Below are 24,420 nucleotides of genomic sequence, written 5' to 3'. Positions count from 1 at the left end.
GAAGCCCGTTTTGCTTCGCGGTAACTCGAGGCGAGCACGAGGGAAACAGGGGGTTCCTACCTTCGGGGCAACCCGTGGGAAGGAGCCGCGTTGAGCACGAGCGCACCGGCCGCGAGAGGCCGCTGGATCGAGGGGTGGGACCCCGAGGACGAAGCCCTGTGGGAGTCGACCGGCAAGCACGTCGCGCGCCGGAACCTGATCTTCTCGATCCTCTCCGAGCACATCGGTTTCTCCGTGTGGAGCATCTGGTCGGTCCTGGTGCTGTTCACAGGTCCGGACATCGGACTGCCCTTCACCGCCTCCGAGAAGTTCCTGCTGGTGGTCGTTCCGAACCTGGTCGGCGCGGTGCTGCGGCTGCCCTACGCCGCGGCGGTGACCCGCTTCGGCGGGCGCAACTGGACGATCTTCAGCGCTGTGGTGCTGCTGGTGCCCACCGGCCTGGCGTTCCACTTCGTGCAGCAGCCGGGCACACCGCTGTGGGTGTTCCTGCTCATCGGTGCCACGGCGGGTCTCGGCGGCGGCAACTTCGCCTCCTCGATGACCAACATCACGATCTTCTTCCCGCAGCGGCTGCAGGGCTGGGCGCTGGGGCTCAACGCCGGTGGCGGCAACATCGGCGTGGCCACCATCCAGGTGGTGGGCCTGCTGGTGATCGCCTTCGCCGGCGGCACACACCCGTCCTACGTGGCGGCGATCTACCTGCCGCTGGTCGCCGTCTCCGCGGTGTGCGCGGCGCTGTTCATGGACAACGTCGACGCCATCAAGGCCAAGCCGGGCGCGTTGCTGGAGGCCTGCGGCAGCAAGCACACCTGGTGGATCTCGCTGCTCTACGTCGGCACCTTCGGCTCGTTCATCGGCTACAGCTTCGCCTTCGGGCTGGTGCTGCAGACCGAGTTCGACTTCACCCCGCTGCAGGCGGCGAGCTGGACCTTCCTCGGCCCGCTGGTGGGATCGCTGTCCCGGCCGCTGGGCGGCTGGCTGGCCGACCGGGCCGGCGGAGCGCGGGTGACGCTGTGGAACTTCGCCCTGATGGCCGCAGGGGTCGCGGTGCTGCTGGTGGCCTCCGCGCAGGGCTCGTTCGGGCTGTACGTGACGGCGTTCATCGCGCTGTTCCTGCTGACCGGCTTGGGCAACGGCTCGACCTACAAGATGATCCCCGCGGTCCACGCCGAGGAGGCCGAGGTGGAGGTCACCTCCGGTGGTGAGGCGATCGCGGCCTTCGCCAAGGCGCGGCGCCTGTCCGGCGCGGTCATCGGCATCTCCGGCGCGATCGGCGCGCTGGGCGGCGTGGGCATCAACCTGGCGTTCCGCTCCTCCTACGGCGGCGCGGCCGCCAGCGGTGACGCGGCCCTGGTGGTGTTCCTCGCCTACTACCTGGTGTGCGTGCTGGTGACCTACTCGGTGTACCTGCGGGGACCGCTCAAGCCGAGCCCGGCTCCGGCTGCGCCGCTGGAGGAGCGGACCGCGGAGGCCGGCCGTGCCTGATCCGCGGACCGTGGCCACCCACTGCCCCTACTGCGCCCTGCAGTGCGGCACCCGGCTCACGCGCGAGCGGGACGGGGTGTCGGTGCGACCCGCGGACTTCCCGGTCAACCAGGGCGGGCTGTGCCAGAAGGGCTGGACCGCACCGTCCTTGTTGGGCGTTCCGGACCGGCTGCGCCACCCGCAGCTGCGCCGCGACGGCGAGCTCGTCCCGGTCTCCTGGGACACCGCGCTCGACACCGTCGCCACCGGCCTCGACCGCCTCCGCGCCGAACGCGGGCCGGACGCGATCGGGGTGTTCGGGGGCGGTGGGCTGACCAACGAGAAGGCCTACCTGCTGGGCAAGTTCGCGCGGCTGGCGTTGCGGACGAGCCAGATCGACTACAACGGGCGTTTCTGCATGTCCTCGGCGGCCGCGGCGGGCACCGCCGCGTTCGGGCTGGACCGGGGTCTGCCGTTCCCGGTGACCGACCTCGCGGGTGCCGATGTGGTGCTGCTGGCGGGGGCGAACCCGGCGGAGACGATGCCGCCGCTGATGCAGCACCTGCGTTCGGCGCAGCTGGTCGTCATCGACCCGCGCGGAACGGCCACCGCCGAGCAGGCGGCGCTGCACCTGCGACCGCTGCCGGGCACCGACCTGGCGCTGGCGTTGGGGTTGCTGCACATCGCGGTGGTCGACGGCCACACCGACGCCGGCTACGTCCGCGAACGCACCGAGGGCTTCGAGGCCGCGTGGCAGCGAGCGATGTCCTGGTGGCCGGAGCGGGTCGAGCGGGTCACCGGTGTCGCGGTCGCCGAGCAGCGCCAGGCGGTGCGGATGCTCGCCGAGGCCACCAGCGCCTACGTGCTCACGGGCCGGGGCGCCGAGCAGCACAGCAAGGGCGTCGACACCGTCTCCGGGTTCATCAACCTCGCACTGGCACTGGGGCTTCCGGGCCGGCCGGGTCGCGGCTACGGCTGCTTGACCGGGCAGGGCAACGGCCAAGGCGGCCGGGAGCACGGGCAGAAGGCCGACCAGCTGCCCGGCTACCGGACGATCACCGACCAGACCGCCCGCGAGCACGTCGCCGAGGTCTGGGGCGTGCTGCCGGAGGTGCTGCCCGGCCCGGGCCGCTCGGCCTACGAGCTGCTCGACGCGCTGGGCACCGAGGACGGCCCCGGCGCTTTGCTGGTGTTCGGCTCCAACCCGGCGGTCTCGGCCCCGCACGCCGAGCACGTCGTGCGGCGGTTGCGGTCCCTGGACCTGCTGGTGGTGGCCGACTTCGTGCCGTCGGAGACCACCGAGCTGGCCGACGTGGTGCTGCCGGTGACCCAGTGGGCCGAGGAGGAGGGCACCATGACCAACCTCGAGGGCCGCGTCCTGCGGCGCCGCCGGTTGCAGGCGCCTCCGGGAGACGCGCGCAGCGACTTGGAGGTGCTGCACGGCATCGCCACGCGGCTGGGCGAGCCGGGTGAGCGCTACCCCACCCGGCCGCGCGAGGTCTTCGAGGAGCTGCGCCGGGCCTCGGCCGGTGGCAGGGCCGACTACTCGGGCATCAGCTACGAGCGCTTGGACGCCGGCGAGGCGCTGCATTGGCCGTGCCCGAACGGTCACCACCCCGGCACCCCGCGGCTGTTCCTGGACGGTTTCGCCCACCCCGACGGCCGCGCGCGGTTCGCGCCGGTCGAGCACCGCGAGGCCGGTGACGTGCCGGACGAGGTGTTCCCGCTGACCGCCACCACCGGGCGGGTGCTGGCCCAGTACCAGTCCGGGGCGCAGACCCGCCGGGTCGCGGAGCTCAACGAGGCCAGTCCCGGGGCGTTCGTGGAGGTCCACCCCGACACCGCCGCCCGCGCCGGTCTCACCGACGGGGCGCCGGCGCGGATCACCTCGGCGCGCGGCAGCACGATCGCCGAGGTCCGGCTCGTGCCGACCATGCGCACCGACACGGTCTTCCTGCCGTTCCACTTCCCGGGCGAGGGGCGGGCGAACCTGCTCACCGGGGACGCGCTGGACCCGCGCAGCCGGATGCCGGAGTTCAAGGTCAGCGCGGTGCGCATCGAGCCCCACCGGACGGCGGTGGCGTCATGAGCACCGCCCTCCCCCTCAACCGCCTCGCGGGGCGCGTGGTCGTGGTGGGAGCCGGCCCGGCCGCGCACCGGTTCGTCGAGCGGCTGCGCACCCGAGGCCACGACGGGCCGATCACCGTGCTCGGAGCCGAGGCGCACCCGGCCTACAACCGGGTCCTGCTGGGTTCGGTGCTCGACGGGTCGCTGCCGCCGTCCGCGGTGTCGTTGCCGGCCCTGGACGCCGAGGTGCACCAGGGGTGCGCGGTGACCGGCATCGACCGCGCCCGGCGCGCGGTGCGCACCGAGGACGGCCGCGAGTTCGGTTACGACGTGCTCGTGCTGGCCACCGGTGCGCGGCCGCTGGTCCCCGAGGTCGTGGGTCTGGACTCCGAGCGGTTCACCGCGCTGCGCACGCTCGCCGACTGCGCCCGCGTCACCGCCGCCACCGGTCCGGTGGCGGTGCTCGGCGGCGGGCTGCTCGGTGTGGAGGTGGCGCGCGCGTTGTTGGCGCGCGGGCACCGGGTGGTGCTGGTGCACCGCGAGGAGCACCTCGTGGAGCGCCAGGTCGACGAGGTCGGCGGCCGGATGCTGGCCGAGCGGTTGACCGAGCTCGGCGTGGACGTCCGGCTCGGGGTGAAGGCCACCTCCTACCGCCCGGGGACGCTGCGGCTCGGTGACGGTGCGGAGGTGCCCGCCGAACTCGTGGTGGCCTGCACCGGTGTGTGGCCGGAGGTGACCGTGGCGCAGCGCGCCGGGGTGTCGGTCAACCGCGGTGTCGTCGTCGACGACCGGCTGCGCACCAGCGACCCGCACGTCCACGCCATCGGTGACTGCGCCGAACACCGGGGCGCCACACCGGGTTCGGCGGCCTCGGCGTGGGAGCAGGCCGACGCGCTGGCCGCGCAGCTGACCGGCAGCGGCGCGGACTACCCGGGCACCCGCGTGGTGGCGCGGCTGCGGGCGCGGGAGGTCGACCTGGTGTCGATCGGTTCGGTGCGGGACTCGTTCGCCGGTGACGCCGAGATCGTCACGCTCTCGGACCCGGCGCGGTCCCGCTACGCCAAGCTCGCGCTGCACGCCGGGCGGATCAGCGGCGCGGTGCTGCTGGGGTTCCCGGCCGCGATCGCCACCGTCAGCCAGCTGCACGACCGCGACCTGCCGATGCCCGCCGACCGGCTGTCGGTGCTGCTGGGCACCCCGGCGGCGGTGCCGGGCGCGCCGGTGGAGCCGCCGGAGGACGCGGTGCTGTGCCGCTGCAACACCGTCACCCGGAAGTCCCTGATCCACGCCTGGCACGGCGGCGCCCGCTCGGTCGCCGAACTGGCCAGGGCAACGCGGGCCACCACCGGCTGCGGTGGCTGCGCCGACGACGTCGGCCGGTTGTGCAGTGCGTTGGCGGACCGCATCGAACCAGAGAAGGAGGGCGCGGCATGACCCGCACGCTCGTCGTCGTCGGCCACGGGATGGTCGGCCACCGGCTCGTCGAGGTACTGCGCGAACGCGATGAGTTCGGTACCTGGCGGATCGTCGTCCTCGGTGAAGAACCGCGCGCGGCCTACGACCGGGTGGGGTTGTCGTCCTACTTGGACGGCAAGACCGCCGAGGACCTCGGCCTGACCGGTCAGGACCTCCTCGACGACCCGGTGGTCGAGCTGCGGCTGGGCGCGGCGGTGACCGGTGTGGACACCGCCGCCCGCACGGTGGCGCTGGCCGGCGGCGAGTCGCTGAGCTACGACGCGCTGGTGCTGGCCACGGGCTCGAAGCCGTTCGTGCCGCCGGTGCCCGGTCGCCAGCTGCCCGGCACCTTCGTCTACCGCACCATCGAGGACCTCGACGCGATCCGCGAGGCCGCCACCGAAGGGCGGCAGGGCGTGGTCATCGGCGGTGGTCTGCTGGGCTTGGAAGCGGCGAACGCGCTGCGGCTGCTGGGCATGCGCCCGCACGTGGTGGAGATGGCGCCGCGGCTGATGCCGCTGCAGGTCGACGAGGGCGGCGGCGCGGTGCTGCGCGGCCTGGTCGAGCAGCTGGGGCTGACCGTCCACACCGGAGCGGCGACCCGGTCGGTCGACGGCGAGGAGCACGTCACGGGCGTGACGCTGGCCGACGACACCGTCATCGACACCGACCTGGTCGTGTTCTCCGCCGGGGTGCGCCCGCGCGACGAGCTCGCCGAGGTGGCCGGTCTGGCGCGCGGTGAGCGGGGCGGTTTCCTGGTCGACGAGGCGTGCCGCACCGGTGTGGCGGGCGTGTGGGCCATCGGCGAGTGCGCGGCGGTCGAGGGTCGCTGCTACGGGCTGGTGGCGCCCGGTTACGCCATGGCCGAGGGGGTCGCCGAGCAGCTGCTGGAGCAGGGCGAGGGCACCTTCCCCGGTGCCGACCTGTCGACGAAGCTCAAGCTGCTCGGCGTCGACGTGGCCAGCTTCGGTGACGCCCACGCCACGACAGAGGGCGCGCTGGAGGTCGTCTACGCCAACAACGCGGCGGGCACCTACGCCAAGCTCGTGCTCTCCGACGACGCGCGGGTGCTGCTGGGCGGGGTCCTGGTCGGCGATGCGAGCGCCTACGGCGTGCTGCGGCCACTGGTCGACCGCGAGCTGCCCGCTCCGCCGGAGCAGTTGCTGCTGCCCGCCGGGTCCGGTGTGGACTCGGCCGCGCTGCCCGACGACGCGGTGGTGTGCTCGTGCAACAACGTCTCCAAGGGACAGATCACCGATGCGATCGCCGAGCACGGCCTCGACGCCGTCGCGGGCGTGAAGTCCTGCACCAAGGCCGGCACCAGCTGCGGTTCGTGCGTGCCGATGATCACGACGCTGCTGGGCGAGTGCGGGGTGGAGACCTCCCAGGCGCTGTGCGAGCACTTCACCCAGTCGCGTGCCGAGCTGTTCGAGATCGTGCAGGCCACCGGTGTCGGCTCGTTCTCGGAGCTGATCGCCAAGCACGGGACCGGCCGCGGCTGCGACCTCTGCAAACCGGCGGTGGCCTCGATCCTCGCGAGCCTCGGCAACGGCCACATCCTCGAGGGAGAGCAGGCGGCGTTGCAGGACACCAACGACCGGTTCCTGGCCAACCTGCAGCGCAACGGCACGTACTCGGTGGTGCCCCGGGTTCCCGGCGGAGAGATCACGCCGGAGAAGCTCATCGTGCTCGGCGAGGTGGCCAAGGAGTTCGGGCTCTACACCAAGATCACCGGCGGGCAGCGCATCGACCTCTTCGGCGCGCGCGTTGAACAGCTCCCGCAGGTCTGGAAGAAACTGGTGGAGGCCGGCTTCGAGTCCGGGCACGCCTACGGCAAGGCGCTGCGCACGGTCAAGTCCTGCGTGGGCAACGACTGGTGCCGCTACGGGGTGCAGGACTCGGTGAGCATGGCCATCCGGCTGGAGCTGCGCTACCGGGGCCTGCGCTCGCCGCACAAGCTCAAGTCGGCGGTGTCGGGGTGCGCCCGCGAGTGCGCCGAGGCGCGCGGCAAGGACTTCGGCGTGATCGCCACCGACAAGGGCTGGAACCTCTACGTCGGCGGCAACGGCGGGTTCACCCCGCGGCACGCCGAACTGCTGGCCGCCGACCTCGACGACGAGCAGCTGGTCAAGCTCATCGACCGGTTCCTGATGTTCTACGTGCGCACCGCCGACCGCTTGCAGCGCACCTCGGCGTGGGTGGAGTCGCTCGACGGCGGTCTGGAGCACCTCAAGGAGGTGCTGGTGGAGGACTCGCTGGGCATCGCCGAGGAGCTCGAGGCCGCGATGCAGCGCCACGTCGACCACTACTCCGACGAGTGGGCAGGGGTGCTGGCCGACCCGGCCAAGCTGTCGCGGTTCGTCTCCTTCGTCAACGCCCCCGACGCGCCCGACCCGACGATCCGCTTCATCGAGGAGCGCGGCCAGATCCGGCCGGGACCGGTCTCGCTGCCGATGCCGGTGCCGGCGTCCCAGACCCAGGAGGTGCACTGATGAGTTGGCGACCGATCTGCGACCTCGCCCTGCTCCAGCCCGAGTGCGGTGTTCCGGCGCTCGTGGACGGGCACCCGGTGGCGGTCTTCCGCACCCACGACGACGAGCTGTTCGCGGTGGGCAACGTCGACCCGCTCTGCGGGGCCGGGGTGATCAGCCGCGGCATCGTCGGCGACCGGGGCGGGGAGCCGACCGTGGCCTCCCCGATGCTCAAGCAGGTGTTCTCGCTGCGCACCGGTGAGTGCCTGGACGTCCCCGACGCGCGGCTGCCGGTGTTCCCGGTGCGGCGGCGCGGTTCGTCGGTGGAGGTCGCGCTCCCTTGAGCGAGGAACTGACCGGCTACACCGTCGCCGTGACGGCGGCCAGGCGGGCCGAAGAGCTGGGCTCGCTGCTCGAACGCCGCGGCGCCCGGGTCCTGCACGGCCCGGCGCTGCGGATCCTGCCGCTCGCCGACGACACCGAGCTGCGCCGGGCGACCGAGCAGTGCCTCGCGCAGCCGCCCGATGCGGTGGTCGCCACCACCGGCATCGGCTTCCGGGGGTGGGTCGAGGCGGCCGACGGCTGGGGTGCGGGTGCCGAGCTGCTCGAGGCCTTGGGCCAGGCTCGGTTGCTGGCCCGAGGGCCGAAGGCGCGCGGCGCGGTGCGTGCGGCGGGTCTGCCCGACGCGTGGTCGCCGGGATCGGAGTCGTCCGCGGAACTGCTCGAGCACCTGCTCGGCGAGCCCCTGGAGGGGATGCGGATCGCCGTGCAGCTGCACGGTCAGCCGCTGCCGGACTTCGTCGAGGCGTTGCGGTGCGCGGGGGCGGAGGTCATCGAAGTCCCGGTGTACCGGTGGACGGCTCCGGCCGACATCACCGCGCTGGAGAACCTGCTGTCAGCGGTGTGCGCGCAGCAGGTGGACGCGGTGACCTTCACCAGCGCCCCAGCGGCGGCGAGCCTGCTGTCGCTGGCCGCCGAGCGCGGCTGGCGGGAGGAGTTGCTGGCGGCGTTGCGCGGTCCGGTGCTGGCGGCCTGCGTGGGGCCGGTGACGCACGCGCCGCTGGCCGACCAGGGCGTGCCTGCGGTGGTGCCGGAGCGGTACCGCCTCGGTGCGCTGGTGCGGTCGCTGTGCGAGGCGCTGCCGAGGCGGTCGCCGACGTTGCCGGTGGCCGGACGCAGCCTCCAGGTGCGCGGGCACGCGGCCATCGTGGACGGTGCGGTGAAACAGCTCTCCCCGCAAGGAAGAACTTTGTTGCGGGCACTGGCCGAGCGGCCAGGCAGAGTGGTGTCGAGGCGGGCCCTGGCCGAGGCGCTGCACTGCGCCGGGGGTGCCGCCGACGAGCACGCCGTCGAGCAGGCGGTGGCGCGGCTGCGGTCGTCGCTGGGCGCGCCGCAGCTGGTGCAGACCGTGATCAAGCGCGGATACCGACTTCCGCTGGAACCGATGGAGGACTCCCCGCGATGCGCCGTTCCCGTGCTGTGAACCCGCCGTTGCTGCTGGTCGCCCACGGAACCCGCGATCCTGCGGGACCGCGGGTGGTCGAACAGCTGGCCGGGGCCGCCGGCGCGCGGCTCGGCGTGCCGGTGCGCGTGGGCTACGTCGACGTCATCGGGCCGACCGCGGCTGAGGTCGTGGAGTCGGTGCCGGGACCGGTGGTGGCGCTGCCGGCGTTCCTGGCCGCCGGCTACCACGTGCGCACAGACCTGCCCGAACAGGTGGCCTCCACCGGACGCGGGGACGTGACGTTCACCGAGCCGCTCGGCCCGGATCCGCGGATCACCGAGGCGCTGCTGGACCGGTTGTGCGAAGCCGGGTGGCGTCGCGGTGACCGGGTGCTGTTCGCGGCGGCGGGATCCTCCGACCGCAGCGCGCTGGCCGACGTGGCGGCAGCGGCCCGCCAGCTGGGCCGGCGTTGCGGGCAGTGGCTCTCCCCCAGCTACATCACCACCGCGAGCCCGGCCACCGAAGACGTCTGCGCACCGGGCGACTTCCTCGCGCCGTACCTGTTGGCGCCGGGCCTGTTCCACCGCAGGCTGGGCGAGCTGCCGGCGGCCGGTGTCGCCGAACCGCTGGGGGCGCACCCCGCCGTGGTCGACGTGGTCGTGCAGCGGTACCGGTGCGCGGTGCGCGACGGCGTCTCCGCCGCCTGATCTTCGCGCGCTGATCGACCTCCACGGCGGACCGGGGAGCGTTCGCCTGTCGTCAATGCTCCGATCGTCGTATTCTGGACAGGTTCTCGCTTCCGCCACTTGGAGGTCGTCGCCATGGCCAGCACCACCACGGGGTCCGCGCAGCGAAGCCAGCGGCGGTCCGCGTCGAAGCAGAGCCGTTCGACCTCGGCGTCGACCACGACGAGCAGGGCCTCCACGCAATCCCGTTCGACGTCCGGGCGGTCCACGACCAGGCGGTCGACCTCGTCGGGGTCGACTTCCCAGCAGCCCTCGGGCGCGTCGATCCCCGTGCCGTACGTGACGGCGCAGTGGCACACCACCCAGGTCCCGCTCCCGCAGATCCCCGGACGCGACGAGGTCGCCTCGACGGTCTCCGCGGTCCGCGGGGCACTCCCCTCCCGCGAGCAGCTGCTGTTCTACAGCGGGCTGACCGCCGCGGCGGCGTTGAGCGTGATCGAGTGGCCGGTCGCGGCCGCCATCGGCATCGGCACGGCCGTGGTGCAGCGCACGGCCTCCCGGGGCAACGGCCAGGCCTGAGCGCGAAGGGGTGTCGATGCTGCGCTGGCTGCTGTCGCAGGCCGCCGACGTCGCCGCACCGGTGTTGCAGGCAGCCCGCGCGGTCACCTCCTCCCCCGGAGGCCGCCGGGTCTGGCGCGGACGCGAGCGCAGCCACCTCGAGATGCGCGGCGCGCACCTGCCCGGCCACACCGACGCGGCGCAGGAGGCGCAGCGGCGCCTGCGCGAGCTGCCGGGCATCACGCACGCGGAGCTCAACGGCGCGCTGGGCCGCGTGGTGATCCGCCACGCCCCCGACCTGACCGACCTCACCGAACCCGCGCGTGTCCTCAGCGACGTCGAGGCCGAGTTCGGACTCGGTGACGAGGACGTGGCACCGCACGGCGAGCGGCATCCGGCCAACTCCGAGGCGCTGCTGCGCGATGCCGGCGCCCTCGCGGTCAGCGTGGTGGGGTTCGGCTACGCCGGGCTGAGTGCGTTGCTGCCCGCGCGCGTGGTCTCACCGCTCGTGCCGGCCGCGACGTCGCTGGTGGACACGGTGCCGTGGCTGCACCGCAGCGCGCAGCGGGTCCTCGGGCAGGGGCCGTTGGAGCTGGTGCTGGCGCTGGGCGGCGCGGCCGGTCCGGGCCTGACCGGCTCGCCGCTGGGTGCGCTGACCGACCTGTGCGGGCGCTTCGGCACCGCGCGGGAGGCGATCGCCCGCCACCAGGCCTGGCAGCACTGGGAAGGGGTGCTGCCGCACGCCTGCGACGCCGTGCCGCAGGGACCGCGTCCGTGCCCCGTGCCCGACGGCCCCGTGGAGCGGGTCGCCAACGTCTCCGGCGGAGCCGCCCTGGGCGGCGCGGTGACCGCGTTCGCCCTGTCCCGCGCGCCGCAGCGCGCGGTGGCCGCGCTGCTGGCCGCGGTGCCCAAACCCGCCGCGGGCGGGCGGGAAGCGTTCGCCTCCACGTTGAGCACCTCGCTGGCGGCGCGCGGCGCGCTGGTGGTCGAACCGGACGCGCTGCGGCTGCTGGACCGGCTCGACACCGTCGTCTTCGACGCCCCCGCACTGCTGTCCGGGCGCCGCGTGGTGGACTCGGTGATCCCGCTGGAGGACGACGCGGAGTCCGCGGAGCTGTTCGCCCGCGCCAGCGAGCTGGTCGACCCGACCGGTCCGGCCGGGTCGAGCAGCAGCGGCGCCTGGTCGGTCACCCCCTGGAACTCCTCCCGCAGGTTGCCTGCCGCAGCGCGCGGCGCCGCCGAGGCCGGGACGCAGTGCGGCGCGACCATCCTCGAACTCGTCCGCAGTGGACGGACGGTGGCGTTGGTGGTGGTGGTCGACGAGCTCGACCCGCTCGCCGAAGCCCTGGTCGACACCGCGCGCGAGGTCGCCACCACCGTGCTCGTCGCGGGCGCCGGGTTGGACCGCAGGCTCGCGCTGGACGGATCGGTGCCCGGCGGAGCCGAGCTGGCCGGTTCGGTGCGCGCGTTGCAGGAGGACGGCGCGGTCGCGGCGGTCGTCTCGCACCACCACGACCGCGGTCTCGCCGCTGCGGACCTGGGCATCGGTCTGTCCACATCGGATCCGTCGTGCTGGGCCGCTGACCTCCTCTGCCCGAGCGCCGCGGTGCTCGACGGGCTGCTGGCCGCGGCCGCCGACGCCCGAGCGGCGAGCCGGTGCGCCGCGGGGCTCTCGGTGGCCGGTGCGGTGCTGGGTTCGCTGCTCGCCGCGTTCGGCACGGCCTCCGGCGCTCCGTCGCGGGCGTCGATGCCGGTGCACGCCGCCACCCTCGCCGCCTTCGCCACCGGCACCTGGCTCGCCTCCCGCTTCACCCGCAGACCCCCACCGCTGCCCCGGGAACGCACGCCGTGGCACGCGATGCCCGCCAACGCCGTGCTGTCCACCCTGGACAGCTCCGAGCGCGGGCTCGACGAGTCCTTGGCGGCGCAACGGCGCCGTCCCCGCGACGACGGGCACGCACCGGTGGGCGTGCTCGCGGCCTCGGTCGAGGCGCTGATCACGCCGATCACGCCGGTGCTCGGCGCCGGGGCGGTGATCTCCGCGGGCCTGGGGTCGGTGGTCGACGCGGTGCTGATCTGCGGTGTGCTGCTGGCCAGCGCCCTTGTCGACGGTTTCCAGCGCGCGGCCACCGAACGCGAGCTGGGCAAGCTGCTGGCCACCGGGCGCACGCCCGCGCGGCGGCGGGGCCAAGCGGGCACCGAGGTCGTCTCCGCCGACGAGCTGGTGCCGGGCGACGTCGTCGAGCTGCGCGCCGGAGACGGCGTCCCCGCGGACTGCCGGCTGCTGTCGGTGGATTCCCTCGAGGTGGACGAATCCGGGCTCACCGGCGAATCCCACCTGGTCACCAAGACCGCCGCTCCCACGACGGCGGCGACCGTCGCCGACCGCACCTGCATGCTCTACCAGGGCACGGTCATCGCCAGCGGCAGCGCCGTGGCGGTGGCGGTCGCGGTCGGGTCGCACACCGAGCTGGGCCGCACCGCCGCGCAGGTCCCCGGCACCGACGACGACACCGGCGTGGAGGCGCGGCTGGCCGACCTGACCAAGAAGGTGCTGCCGATCTCCGTCGGCGCCGGTGCGCTGCTGTTCACCTCCGACGTGCTGCGCGGCGTGCCGCTGGGCCGCACCGTGGCGCGCTCGGTCGGGTTGGCGGTGGCCGCGGTGCCGGAGGGCCTGCCGTTCGTGGCGACGCTGGCCGAGCTCGCGGCCGCGCGCCGGATGTCCCGGCGCGGCGTGCTGGTGCGCAGTCCCGCCACCATCGAGGCGCTGGGCCGGGTCGACGCGCTGTGCTTCGACAAGACCGGCACGCTCACCCAGGGCCGGATCGCGCTGAGCGAGGTCTCCGACGGCCGCGGCTCGCGCCGGGTGCACGATCTGCAAAGCCTGCACCGGGAGGTCGTGGCCGCCGCCCTGCGGGCCACTCCGCGCGAGCAGGACGACCGGCCGCTGCCGCACCCGACCGACCGCGCGGTGCTCGAAGGAGCCGCCGCGATCGGGCTGAACCCCGACGGCGCGGTGCTCGACGAGCTGCCCTTCGAACCCTCGCGGGGGTTCCACGCGGTGCGCACCGACGGGCTGCTGTCGGTCAAGGGTGCGCCCGAGGTCGTGCTGGGCCGGTGCGCGCGCTGGAAGCGCAACGGCTCCTCGCGGGCCTTCGACGCCGAAGCGCGCGCCGAGGTCGAGTCGGAGGTCGAGCGGCTGGCGCTGCACGGGCTGAGGCTGCTCGCCGTCGCCGAGAAGCGGGTGGGCCGCGGCGCCGGGCTCGACGAGTCCGATGTGGACGAGCTGGAGTTCGTCGGGTTGCTGGGCCTGTCCGACCCGGTGCACGAGACAGCTGCGGCCGCCGTGGCGCAGCTGGAGCGGTCCGGTGTGGACGTCATCATGATCACCGGTGACCACCCCAGCACCGCCGAGGCCATCGCCGCCGACCTGGGGATGCTCGGCGGCAAGCGGGTGCTCACCGGCGCCGAGCTCGACGAGCTCGATGACGCCCAGCTGGCCGGCGAGGTCCCCAAGATCTCCGTCTACGCCCGGGTCTCCCCCGCGCAGAAGGCGCGCATCGTGCGCTGCCTGCGGGACGCCGGGCGGGTGGTGGCGATGACCGGCGACGGCGCCAACGACGTGCCCGCGATCAACCTGGCGCACGTGGGCATCGCCTTCGGCTCCCGCGCCACCACCGCGGCGCGCGACGCCGCCGACCTGGTGGTCGCCGACGACCGCATCGAAACGCTCACCGACGGCATCGTCGAAGGCCGCGGCATGTGGACCTCGGTGCGGGAGGCGCTGGCCGTGCTGCTCGGCGGCAACCTCGGCGAGATCGGCTACGCGCTGGGCACCGGGCTGATCAGCCCGTCCGCGGCGCTCAACGCCCGGCAGCTGCTGGTGGTCAACATGCTCACCGACGTGCTGCCCACCATCGCCATCGCGGTGCGTCCACCGGCCGACCGCACCCCGGAGGCGCTGCTCGCCGAGGGCCCGGAAGCCTCGCTGGGCGGCGCGCTGGCCCGCGCGGTCGGTGAACGGGCGGTGGCCACCGGGGCGGCGGCCGGGCTTGCCTGGGTGCTCACCCGCCCGCTGGCCACCGCCGCCCAGGCGCGCACCGCCGGACTGGTCGCGCTGGTGTCGGCCCAGCTGGCGCAGACGGTCACCTCGCGCGGGCGCACGCCACTGGTGGTGCTCGCGGCGGTCGGCTCGCTGCTGGTGCTGGCCGCGCTGGTGCAGCTGCCCGGGGTCAGCCAGTTCTTCGGCTCCAGCCCGCTGCTGCCGCACCAGTGGGCCATCGCGCTGGGCGTCTCGGTGGCGGTCGCCGTGGCGGTGCGGGTGTGGCAGGCGTGGCCCCTGGGGCGATCGGTTCCCGGTCGACCTGCGGAATTGGACCCCGGTTCACCCGCAGGCAACCTGGGCACCGCGCCGGGCTAACCCGTGGCCCGGACAGTCGGAGGCGTCGTTGCACCGAGGAGAGGAACGAGGGCGCTACCGATGCCTGCTCTGCTGAACACCATCATCACCGGCGTGGCCATCGCGCTGATCGAGAAGCTGGTCGTGCACGTGGTCAAGTCGGCGTTCCGCACGGCCTGACCGGCTGCCCCCGCGACACCGCCGAACGGCCCACCACCCCTGCCGCTGCTCCCGGTGCGGGCAACATCGACACCGGCGGGGTTGCCGACGCGGGAACCCGGTGTTGGCGAACCGGAAACACTCGGCTTTTTTGACGAAAACAGCAGAAGCGTTCGAAGGTCAGGTCACCCTTTGTTGAGCGGCTTTATAGGACGCGCGTACTGTTAGCGGTGAAGAGCGCGAGTCCCCGCGCACGCTCAGCTGACGTGCGCGAGACTTGCGATCGTTCCCGAACTTGCGCCCGTCGCGAGATGGAGTTGAACGTGACTGCACCTGCGAGCAAGGACAGCTTCGGCGCCCGCGGAACGCTGAACGTCGGTGACGCCTCTTACGAGGTGTTCCGGCTCAGCGCCGTCGACGGAGCCCAGCGGCTGCCCTACAGCCTCAAGATCCTCCTGGAGAACCTGCTGCGCACCGAAGACGGTGCCAACATCACCGCCGACCACGTGCGCGCGCTGGCCGGCTGGGACTCCAAGGCCGAGCCCGCCACCGAGATCCAGTTCACCCCTGCGCGGGTGATCATGCAGGACTTCACCGGTGTGCCCTGCGTCGTCGACCTCGCCACCATGCGTGAGGCCGTCGCCGAACTCGGCGGCGAGACCTCCAAGGTCAACCCGCTGGCCCCGGCCGAGCTGGTCATCGACCACTCGGTGATCATCGACGTGTTCGGCAAGCCCGACGCCTTCGAGCGCAACGTCGAGTTCGAGTACGGCCGCAACAAGGAGCGCTACCAGTTCCTGCGCTGGGGCCAGGGCGCCTTCGACGAGTTCAAGGTCGTCCCCCCGGGCACCGGCATCGTCCACCAGGTCAACATCGAGCACCTGGCCCGCACCGTGATGTCCCGCAACGGCCAGGCCTACCCGGACACCTGCGTGGGCACCGACTCGCACACCACCATGGTCAACGGCCTGGGCGTGCTGGGCTGGGGCGTCGGCGGCATCGAAGCCGAGGCCGCGATGCTCGGCCAGCCGGTGTCGATGCTCATCCCGAAGGTCGTCGGCTTCAAGCTCACCGGTGAGATCCCGCCCGGAGCCACCGCCACCGACGTGGTGCTCACGATCACCGAGATGCTGCGCAAGCACGGCGTCGTCGGCAAGTTCGTCGAGTTCTACGGCTCCGGTGTGGCCTCCGTGCCGCTGGCCAACCGCGCCACCATCGGCAACATGAGCCCGGAGTTCGGCTCCACGGCGGCGATCTTCCCGATCGACGACGAGACCGTGCGCTACCTCAAGCTCACCGGCCGCTCGGCCGAGCAGGTCGCCCTCGTCGAGGCCTACGCCAAGGAGCAGGGCCTGTGGCACGACCCGGGCCACGAGCCGGAGTACTCCGAGTACCTCGAGCTCGACCTGTCCACCGTCGTCCCCTCGATCGCCGGCCCCAAGCGCCCGCAGGACCGCATCGAGGTCTCGAAGGCCAAGAAGGCGTTCCGCACCGCGCTGACCGACTACGCGACGGTCGAGAACGCCGACGACAGCGCGCTCGACGAGGCCGGCATGGAGTCCTTCCCGGCCAGTGACGCTCCCGCGGTGACCCACAGCGAGGCCCCGCCGCAAGTCATCTCGGCCGCCAACGGCTCCGAGGGCCGGATCTCCAAGCCGGTCAAGGTCTCCTCCGACGAGCTGGGCGAGTTCGAGCTCGACCACGGTGCCGTGGTGATCGCTTCGATCACCTCCTGCACCAACACCTCGAACCCGTCGGTGATGCTGGGTGCGGCGCTGCTGGCCCGCAACGCCGTCGACAAGGGACTCACCCGCAAGCCGTGGGTGAAGACCTCGATGGCCCCCGGCTCGCAAGTCGTCACCGACTACTACGACAAGGCCGGTCTGTGGCCGTACCTGGAGAAGCTGGGCTTCCACCTGGTCGGTTACGGCTGCACCACCTGCATCGGCAACTCCGGCCCGCTGCCGGAGGAGATCTCCGAGGCCGTGCAGCAGAACGACCTCACCGTCACCTCGGTGCTGTCGGGCAACCGGAACTTCGAGGGCCGGATCAACCCCGACGTCAAGATGAACTACCTGGCCTCGCCGCCGCTGGTCATCGCCTACGCCCTCGCGGGCTCGATGGACTTCGACTTCGAGAACGACCCGCTGGGCACCGACACCGAGGGCAACCCGGTCTACCTGCGCGACATCTGGCCGTCGCCGCAGGAGGTCCAGCAGACCATCGACTCGGCGATCACCAACGAGATGTTCACCTCCTCCTACGAGGACGTGTTCAAGGGTGACGAGCGCTGGCGCTCCCTGCCCACCCCGGAGGGCGAGACCTTCGAGTGGGACCCGCAGAGCACCTACGTGCGCAAGCCCCCGTACTTCGAGGGCATGAACATGGAGCCGGCCCAGGTCACCGACATCTCCGGTGCCCGCGTGCTGGCGCTGCTGGGCGACTCGGTCACCACCGACCACATCTCCCCGGCCGGTGCCATCAAGCCGGACTCCCCCGCGGGCAAGTACCTGTCGGAGCACGGCATCGACCGCAAGGACTTCAACTCCTACGGTTCCCGCCGAGGGAACCACGAGGTGATGATCCGCGGCACCTTCGCCAACATCCGGCTGCGCAACCTGCTGCTCGACGACGTGCAGGGCGGTTACACCCGCGACTTCACCCAGGACGGCGGGCCGCAGGCGTTCATCTACGACGCCGCGCAGAACTACGCCGCCCAGGACATCCCGCTGGTCGTGCTGGGCGGCAAGGAGTACGGCTCCGGGTCCTCCCGCGACTGGGCGGCCAAGGGCACCCGCCTGCTGGGCGTGCGCGCCGTCATCGCCGAGTCCTTCGAGCGCATCCACCGCTCGAACCTCATCGGCATGGGCGTCATCCCGCTGCAGTTCCCGGAGGGCTCCTCGGCTAAGTCGCGGGGCCTGGACGGCACCGAGACCTACGACCTCTCCGGCATCACCACGCTCAACCAGGGTGAGACCCCGGAGACCGTGAAGGTCACCGCCACCAAGGCCGACGGCTCGAAGGTGGAGTTCGACGCCACGGTCCGCATCGACACCCCTGGTGAGGCGGACTACTACCGCAACGGCGGCATCCTGCAGTACGTCCTGCGCAAGATGATCCGCTCCTGATCCCCTGCCTGCACCCGGGCAGGATCTTCAAGAACGGGCCCGGTGGGAGTCACAAGCTCCCGCCGGGCCCGTTCTTCCTCTCGTGCAAGGCTCCGTTGTCCTCCTGACCAGCGGTGCCAGCACCTGAGCGGCTCCGCGCACCGCTCCTCGCGCACTGCTCCCGGCGTCCCCGGCGTGCGGCGGTGGCGGGTGATCAGCTGGGTTGTTGCACAACTCTCACGCTGCTGGAGCGCGAAGCCTGGGCCGACCTCCGGATGAGTGGCGGGTCCCCCGCGTGTGGTGGTCGATCCGTGATGCGCAGCGCCGCACGGGCGTGGTCGCTCCCGCCGCCTTCTCCGGCAGCTCAGTTCGGCCGAGGCCCTCGCGACGATGTCCCCAAGGGGGTACTCCCCCTTGGCGCGATGAGTCGGGAGACGTCGAACTCGAGCGCTCGTCCGTCGAGCGTCGAGCTTCCCCGGTGGTTCAGAGGAGGTGGGGGCGCCTGCAGACGTAGGTCCGGGCCGGGGGGACGTTGCGCCAGACCGTGCGGGTGGTGACGACCTCGTCGAAGCACACGTCGAGACGGCGGCGGAACTGGCGGGCGCCGGACATGCCCAGCGCGTGCAGGTAGGCGAAGGTCGTGAACGCCCCGCCCGGGGCCAGCACTGAACCGACCTGCTGCAGGATGTCGTGCTGGAGCCTGGCCGGGAAGATCGACCACGGCAAGCCGCTGACCACCGCGTCGACCCGGTCGATGCCCGCGTCCGACAGCAGCGACCCCAGCTGCGACGCATCACCCTGCACGACCTCCAGCCACGGCAGCTCGCGGTTGAGGTGCTCGACCATGCCCGAGTCGAGCTCGATGGCCACGTGCCGGCCACCAGCCGGCAGCCTGTTGGCGATGCCGGAGCTCAAGGCACCCGTGCCGGGGCCGAGCTCGACGACCACCGGAGAACCGGTCCGCGGCACGACCGAGGCGATCTCCCGAGCGAGGTGGGGCGAGCTGGGGGCCACCGCACCGACCTGACCCGGTTTGCTCACCGCGCGCTGCAGGAAGGTCCGGTAGTGCTGCAGCACCGAGCCACCGCCGCGCCCGTTCCCTGGTGCCTCCGCAGACTGCGTCGGCGAGCTCTTCGGGTTGCTGGACGTGTGTGGTGAGGTCACGGATGCCCTTCCCGATCGGTGTGGCCGGTCGTTGGTGCGCACAGCCTATCGGGCGATCTGCGACCGGGCGCACACCAGTACCGCACACCACGGGGGGTGACGGAGGTCTGCGAATTCGAGATCAGGATTCCCGCAATTCGCCGGGAGCTGCTCGACCGGCTGCGAGAATGAGAGAAAAATTGCTTCGAAACCCTGTAACGAAGTGCGTTCCAAGAACGATTGGAAGGCTTCACGGGCTTGATCCCGTCGTGGGAGCAAGCCCGTGCGCGCGCTAACGTCAGGCGATCTGCCCGGTGGGCTCCACGACCTGCTCCGGCCTCTCGTCGGAACGCCGGACCCAGCTGGTCAGCGCCCCAGCTGCAGCCAGGAGCACTACTGCCTCGGCCGTCAGGGCCACCCACACCGTTGCCACTTCTTGCCTCCTCTCCACATGTCCGCCCCACCTTCCGAACGCGCGCACGCACACACACCCGCCTGGGCAGGTCGATCGGAAGAAGGTTTGGGTGATAACCCGGTACGTACCAATCCTAGGGCCACGTTTCGCGAGTTCCCAAACAGGACGCTTGTTATTTGCACGACACCCGGTCGGCGCATCATCATGGGATCTCGCCATCTCACTCTACCGAGGGAACGTCGCTGGTCGCGGAACCACAGCTCCCCGTTGGGCAAATCGGAGGCTGATCATCCCCTTGATGGAGCACCCGCCGTGCGACAATCCGCCCCAAGCACACGAGGGCTGAAACGAGGATCATGACCACCACCGACACGACGCCGCGCCTGCGCGCAGACGCTCGCCGAAACCGGGACCGGATCATCACCGCCGCTCAGGCCGTGTTCACCGAACGGGGCACCGAGGTGCCGATGGAGGAGGTCGCCCGCTCCGCCGGAGTCGGGGTCGGCACCCTCTACCGCCGTTTCCCCGACCGCGACTCGCTGATCCGCGCCGTTGCCCAGGACGCGTTCACCACGGTGCTGGAAGACACCCGCGCGACCATCGAGCAGGAGCCCGACGCGTGGCGCGCGTTGAGCCAGATCATGCACCGCGGCATGGCGCTGCGCACCGTGGTCCGCTTGACCGTCCTGTCCTCGCGGGCCCGGGCGATCATCAACTCCGACCCCAACACCGACGCGGTGCACAACGAGTTCTTCGGGATGGTCGACGCCCTGGTCAAGCGCGCCCAGGCCGACGGCACGTTGCGCAACGACGTCAGCACCGGCGACATCGCCGTGTTGAGCTCGCTGGCGCTGCAGGGCGTGCAGGCGCTTCCCGAGCAGCTGCGCAGCCTCGCCCCGGCGCGCTACATCGCGGTGCTGCTCGACGGCCTGCGCGCGGACAACCCGCGGCCGCTGCCCGGCAGGCCGATCTCCGCCGAGGAGGTCGTGGTCCGCACCCCCGAGGTGGAGGTCTGAGCCCGGTCAGGACAGCGGCGGCACCGCCGCTGCTTCCGAGGTGGGGGCTCAGCCTGCACCGCCGGAGGTTCTGAGCAGCTTCGCGGTGAGTCCACCGGATGCCGTGCGCCCGCAGCGGTGCACGGACTCCGCGGAGCCGCTCAGGTCCCCTCCGCACCGCCGGAGCGGAGCGGTCCCCGACCGCTACCGGTTCACGCGGGCCACGCTCGCCCGCAGCACGTGGTAGCCGATGAGCGTCACCAGCGTGCCGAGGGCGATGCCGCTGAACTCGAACGACGGGGTGATCTGGAGGGAGACCCCGCCGATGCCGGCGACCAGACCGGCCGCCAGTGGCAGCAGGTTGACGGGGTCGGCGAAGTCGACCCGGCTCTCCACCCAGATCTTGGCGCCCAGCAGACCGATCATGCCGTAGAGCACGACCGTGATGCCGCCGAGCACGCCGCCCGGGGTCGCGGCGATGACCGCGCCGAACTTCGGGCACAGGCCGAAGGCGATCGCCACCACCGCGGCCACCCAGTAGGCGGCGGTGGAGTACACGCGGGTGGCGGCCATGACGCCGATGTTCTCCGCGTAGGTGGTGGTCGGCGGGCCGCCCACCGCGCTGGACAGGGCGCTGGCGAGGCCGTCGGCGAAGATCGCGCGGCCCAGGCTCCCGTCGAGCTTGCTGCCGGTCATCTGCTCGACCGCCTTGACGTGCCCGGTGTTCTCGGCGATCAGCGCGATCACCGCGGGCAGCACCACCACGATCGCGGCCAGGTCGAACGACGGGCCGTGCAGCTGCGGCAGTCCGAACCACGGAGCGTCGGCGACGCCGCCGAGGTCCAGCCGCGGGTGGGTGCTGACGTTGCCGTCCGCGTCGGGCGCGGTGATCGGCCCGAAGGCCAGGTCGAACACCCACGACAGCGCGTACCCTGCGGCCAGCCCGAGGAACACCGCGATGCGGCCCCAGAAACCGCGCAGCAGCACGCTGGCGGTCAGCACGACGACCATGGTGATCAACGCGATCCACTGGTCCTGCGGCCAGTAGGTCTCGGCGACCACCGGTGCGAGGTTGAAGCCGATCAGCATCACCACGGCACCGGAGACCGCGGGCGGCAGCACCCGGTGCACCGCGCCGGCTCCGACGAAGTGCACGACCAGGCCGACCGCGCCGAGCACCAGGGCGCAGACCAAGACCGCCCCGGTCACCGTGGAGCTGTCGCCGCCCCCGGCGCGGATGACGGTCACCGCGCCCACGAACGACGCGCTGGAGCCGAGGTAGCTGGGGATCTTGCCCTGCACGATGAGCAGGAACAGGATGGTCGCCACGCCCGAGACCATGATCGCCAGGTTCGGGTCCAGTCCCATCAGGACCGGGAAGACGAAGGTGGCGCCGAACATCGCCACCACGTGCTGGGCGCCGAGCCCGATGGTGCGGCCCCAGGAGAGGCGTTCGTCCGGGGCCACGGCCTCACCGGGCCGCGGGGTTCCGCCGTCCCCGTGCAACGTCCACCCGATGCCGAGCCGGGCACCCACTCCCCGCCGCATGGCACACCTCCCTGTTCCGCCCGCAGCGCGGGACCGCCGGATCGAGGCGGAACTCTACGGACCACCTCCCCTGTGATCGGCACCGCAGCCCGCGCTCGATCAGCGAAGCGCAGGGATGACCGTCTCGCCGTAGGCCTGCAGCGTGTCGTCGATGGCGTCGTGCATCGCGTAGACGGCGAACTGGTCGACGCCGATGTCGCGGAGTTCGGCGAGCCGCTCCACGTGCGCGGCAGCGGGGCCGAGCAGGCAGAACCGCTCCACGATCTCGTCGGGCACGAACTCGGTGCTGGCGTTGCCCGCGCGCCCGTGGTGCGAGTAGTCGTAGCCCTCGCGGCCTTTGACGTAGTCGGTGAGCGCGGACGGGACCACACCGCCGGAGTCGCCGTAGCGGGCGACGAGGTCGGCGACGTGGTTGCCGACCATGCCGCCGAACCAGCGGCACTGCTCGCGGGCGTGCGCGAGGTCGGTGCCGACGTAAGCGGGTGCGGCCACGCACACGGTGACCTCCGCGGGATCGCGTCCGGCGTTGCGCGCGGCGTCGCGGACGTGCTCGACCATCCACCGGGTCAGGTACGGGTCGGCCAGCTGCAGGATGAACCCGTCGGCCTGCCGCCCTGCCAGCTCCAGCGCCTTGGGCCCGTAGGCGCCCATCCAGATCGGCAGCCGGCCGTCGCGGACCCACGGCAACCGGACGGGAGTGCCGCGCACATCGGCCTCGCGCCCTTCGGCGAGCGCCTTGACCACCGCCATGGCCTCGCCGAGCCGGGCCAGCGTCGCCGGTGTGCCGCCGGTGACGCGCACGGCCGAGTCGCCGCGTCCGATGCCGCAGACGGTGCGCGGCCCGTACATGTCGTTGAGGGTGGCGAACAGCGACGCGGTCACCGTCCAGTCCCGCGTGCTGGGGTTGGTCACCATCGGACCGACGCGCAGGTTCCGGGTGGCGTCCAGAACGCGGCTGTAGATGACGAACGGTTCCTGCCACAGCACGCAGGAGTCGAACGTCCACCCGTGGGTGAAGCCCAGCTCCTCCGCGCGCCGCATCCGCTCCACGAGCAACGAGGCGGGCGGGTCGGTCTGCAGCACCACTCCGAAGTCCATCTCCGCTCCTCAGCTCAGGTAGCCGCAGGGCTCGCGGCGCAGGAACCGCCCCCGGCCCGGGCGTCCGCGGTAGTCACCGTCGTGCACGACCACCTCGCCGCGGGAGAGCACGGTGCGGACCCTGCCGGTGATGCGCCTGCCCTCGTAGGCGTTGTAGTCCACGTTCATGTGGTGCGTCTCGGCCGACAGCACCTGCTCGGCAGCGGGGTCGTAGAGCACGACGTCGGCGTCGGCACCGGGTGCGAGGGTGCCCTTGCGCGGGTGAAGGCCGAACATCCGCGCCGGGGTGGTGCTGGCCATCTCCACCCAGCGGCGACGGCTGATGCGCCCGGCGACCACGGCGTCGTGCAGCAGGTCCAGCCGGTTCTCCACTCCCGGGATGCCGTTGGGGATCTTGGAGAAGTCGTCGCGCCCGAGCTCCTTCTGCCCGGTGAAGCAGAACGGGCAGTGGTCGGTGGAGACCACCGACAGGTCGTCGGTGCGCAGCGCCCGCCACAGCGAGGCCTGGTGCTCGGCCGGGCGCAGCGGTGTGGAGCAGACGTACTTCGCGCCTTCGAAACCGGGCCCGGCGAGCTCGTCGACGGTCAGGAAGAGGTACTGCGGGCAGGTCTCGCCGAAGACGTTGAAGCCGTCGCTGCGGGCTCGGGTGATCTCGGCGACGGCCTCGGTGGCCGACACGTGCACGACGTACAGCGGTGATCCGGCCACTTTGGACAGCTGGATCGCGCGGTGGGTCGCTTCGGCCTCCAGCAGCGGGTGGCGGACGCGGCCGTGGTTCTCCGGACCGGTGAGCCCGGCGTCGAGCGCCTGGCGGACCAGGACGTCGATGGCGATGCCGTTCTCGGCGTGCATCATGATCAGCGCGCCGTTGTCGCCGGCCTGCTGCATGGCCCGCAGGACCTGCCCGTCGTCGCTGTAGAAGACGCCCGGGTAGGCCATGAACATCTTGAAGCTGGTGATGCCCTCCCCCACCAGGGCGTCCATCTCCTTGAGCACACCGTCGCCGACGTCGGAGAGGATGCCGTGGAAGGCGTAGTCGATGGCGCACTGGTCGTCGGCCTTGGCGTGCCAGGCCTCGACGCCTTCGCGCAGCGAGCGGCCGACGGGTTGGATGGCGAAGTCGATGATCGTGGTGGTGCCGCCCCAGGCGGCGGCGCGGGTGCCGGTCTCGAAGGTGTCGGCGGCGAAGGTGCCGCCGAAGGGCATCTCCATGTGGGTGTGCGCGTCGACGCCGCCCGGGATCACGTAGAGCCCGGTGGCGTCGAGGACGGTGTCGGCGTTCCACTCCTGGGCGAGCGCCGGGGTGGCGATGGCGGCGATCGTGCCGTCTTCGACGAGGACGTCGGCCTCGGTCTCCTCGGTCGCGGTGATCACCAGCCCACCGCGGATGGCGGTCCTGCTCATCGCGGAC

Annotated in this window: 16 protein-coding genes; 11 read left to right on the top strand and 5 right to left on the bottom strand. The window is 72.3% G+C overall.

Going from position 1 to position 24,420, the window contains the following annotated elements; genetic code table 11:
• Positions 1-90 precede the first annotated feature (90 nt).
• From EIL87_RS00850 to acnA, 10 genes are all read left to right on the top strand, one after another.
• A complete protein-coding gene (locus EIL87_RS00850) occupies positions 91-1,485 on the top strand; it encodes a nitrate/nitrite transporter (RefSeq protein ID WP_125088181.1) in 1,395 nt (464 codons plus the stop codon).
• On the top strand, positions 1,478-3,553 hold the full coding sequence (locus EIL87_RS00845; RefSeq protein ID WP_125088180.1) for a molybdopterin oxidoreductase family protein: 2,076 nt from the start codon (positions 1,478-1,480) through the stop codon (positions 3,551-3,553). Before EIL87_RS00850 ends, EIL87_RS00845 begins: the two co-directional genes overlap by 8 nt.
• Positions 3,550-4,965, top strand: a complete 1,416-nt coding sequence (locus EIL87_RS00840) for an FAD-dependent oxidoreductase (protein ID WP_125088179.1) — start codon at positions 3,550-3,552, stop codon at positions 4,963-4,965. Before EIL87_RS00845 ends, EIL87_RS00840 begins: the two co-directional genes overlap by 4 nt.
• Positions 4,962-7,478 carry a nitrite reductase large subunit NirB gene (nirB, locus tag EIL87_RS00835; protein ID WP_125088178.1) on the top strand — a complete coding sequence of 839 codons (2,517 nt, stop codon included), beginning with the start codon at positions 4,962-4,964 and terminating at the stop codon, positions 7,476-7,478. Before EIL87_RS00840 ends, nirB begins: the two co-directional genes overlap by 4 nt.
• Positions 7,478-7,801 carry a nitrite reductase small subunit NirD gene (gene nirD / locus EIL87_RS00830; RefSeq protein ID WP_125088177.1) on the top strand — a complete coding sequence of 108 codons (324 nt, stop codon included), beginning with the start codon at positions 7,478-7,480 and terminating at the stop codon, positions 7,799-7,801. Before nirB ends, nirD begins: the two co-directional genes overlap by 1 nt.
• On the top strand, positions 7,798-8,940 hold the full coding sequence (locus EIL87_RS00825) for a uroporphyrinogen-III synthase (RefSeq protein ID WP_125088176.1): 1,143 nt from the start codon (positions 7,798-7,800) through the stop codon (positions 8,938-8,940). Before nirD ends, EIL87_RS00825 begins: the two co-directional genes overlap by 4 nt.
• On the top strand, positions 8,919-9,608 hold the full coding sequence (locus tag EIL87_RS00820) for a sirohydrochlorin chelatase (RefSeq protein WP_125088175.1): 690 nt from the start codon (positions 8,919-8,921) through the stop codon (positions 9,606-9,608). Before EIL87_RS00825 ends, EIL87_RS00820 begins: the two co-directional genes overlap by 22 nt.
• A 309-nt stretch (positions 9,609-9,917) precedes the next feature.
• Positions 9,918-10,166 (top strand): hypothetical protein, encoded by a 249-nt coding sequence (locus tag EIL87_RS00815; RefSeq protein WP_233575915.1) that lies wholly within the window; start codon positions 9,918-9,920, stop codon positions 10,164-10,166.
• Between the two features lie 16 nt (positions 10,167-10,182).
• Positions 10,183-14,565 carry a cation-translocating P-type ATPase gene (locus EIL87_RS00810; RefSeq protein WP_233575914.1) on the top strand — a complete coding sequence of 1,461 codons (4,383 nt, stop codon included), beginning with the start codon at positions 10,183-10,185 and terminating at the stop codon, positions 14,563-14,565.
• 461 nt (positions 14,566-15,026) lie between these two features.
• On the top strand, positions 15,027-17,831 hold the full coding sequence (gene acnA, locus EIL87_RS00805; protein ID WP_125088174.1) for an aconitate hydratase AcnA: 2,805 nt from the start codon (positions 15,027-15,029) through the stop codon (positions 17,829-17,831).
• Positions 17,832-18,293: 462 nt separating this feature from the next.
• On the opposite strand, the gene EIL87_RS00800 is transcribed toward acnA, so the two are convergent.
• Positions 18,294-18,887, bottom strand: coding sequence for a class I SAM-dependent methyltransferase (locus EIL87_RS00800; protein WP_233575912.1), 594 nt, complete (start codon positions 18,885-18,887; stop codon positions 18,294-18,296).
• A 364-nt stretch (positions 18,888-19,251) separates the two neighbouring features.
• A complete protein-coding gene (locus EIL87_RS27630) occupies positions 19,252-19,386 on the bottom strand; it encodes a hypothetical protein (protein ID WP_267898783.1) in 135 nt (44 codons plus the stop codon).
• A 338-nt stretch (positions 19,387-19,724) separates the two neighbouring features.
• Here EIL87_RS27630 and EIL87_RS00795 point away from each other — a divergent pair, with 338 nt between their 5' ends.
• Positions 19,725-20,384 (top strand): TetR/AcrR family transcriptional regulator, encoded by a 660-nt coding sequence (locus EIL87_RS00795; RefSeq protein ID WP_125088173.1) that lies wholly within the window; start codon positions 19,725-19,727, stop codon positions 20,382-20,384.
• 183 nt (positions 20,385-20,567) lie between these two features.
• On the opposite strand, the gene EIL87_RS00790 is transcribed toward EIL87_RS00795, so the two are convergent.
• From EIL87_RS00790 to hydA, 3 genes are all read right to left on the bottom strand, one after another.
• Positions 20,568-21,911, bottom strand: coding sequence for a uracil-xanthine permease family protein (locus EIL87_RS00790; protein WP_125088172.1), 1,344 nt, complete (start codon positions 21,909-21,911; stop codon positions 20,568-20,570).
• Between the two features lie 99 nt (positions 21,912-22,010).
• Positions 22,011-23,009 carry a TIGR03842 family LLM class F420-dependent oxidoreductase gene (locus tag EIL87_RS00785; protein ID WP_125088171.1) on the bottom strand — a complete coding sequence of 333 codons (999 nt, stop codon included), beginning with the start codon at positions 23,007-23,009 and terminating at the stop codon, positions 22,011-22,013.
• Positions 23,010-23,018: 9 nt separating this feature from the next.
• The gene (gene hydA / locus EIL87_RS00780; RefSeq protein ID WP_125088170.1) at positions 23,019-24,413 is read right to left on the bottom strand and encodes a dihydropyrimidinase; all 1,395 of its coding nucleotides are present in this window, start codon (positions 24,411-24,413) and stop codon (positions 23,019-23,021) included.
• Between the last annotated feature and the right edge of the window lie 7 nt (positions 24,414-24,420).

The organism is Saccharopolyspora rhizosphaerae, from assembly GCF_003931915.1.
Taxonomy (GTDB): Bacteria; Actinomycetota; Actinomycetes; order Mycobacteriales; family Pseudonocardiaceae; genus Saccharopolyspora; species Saccharopolyspora rhizosphaerae.
This window is presented reverse-complemented; position numbering and strand designations above follow the sequence as displayed.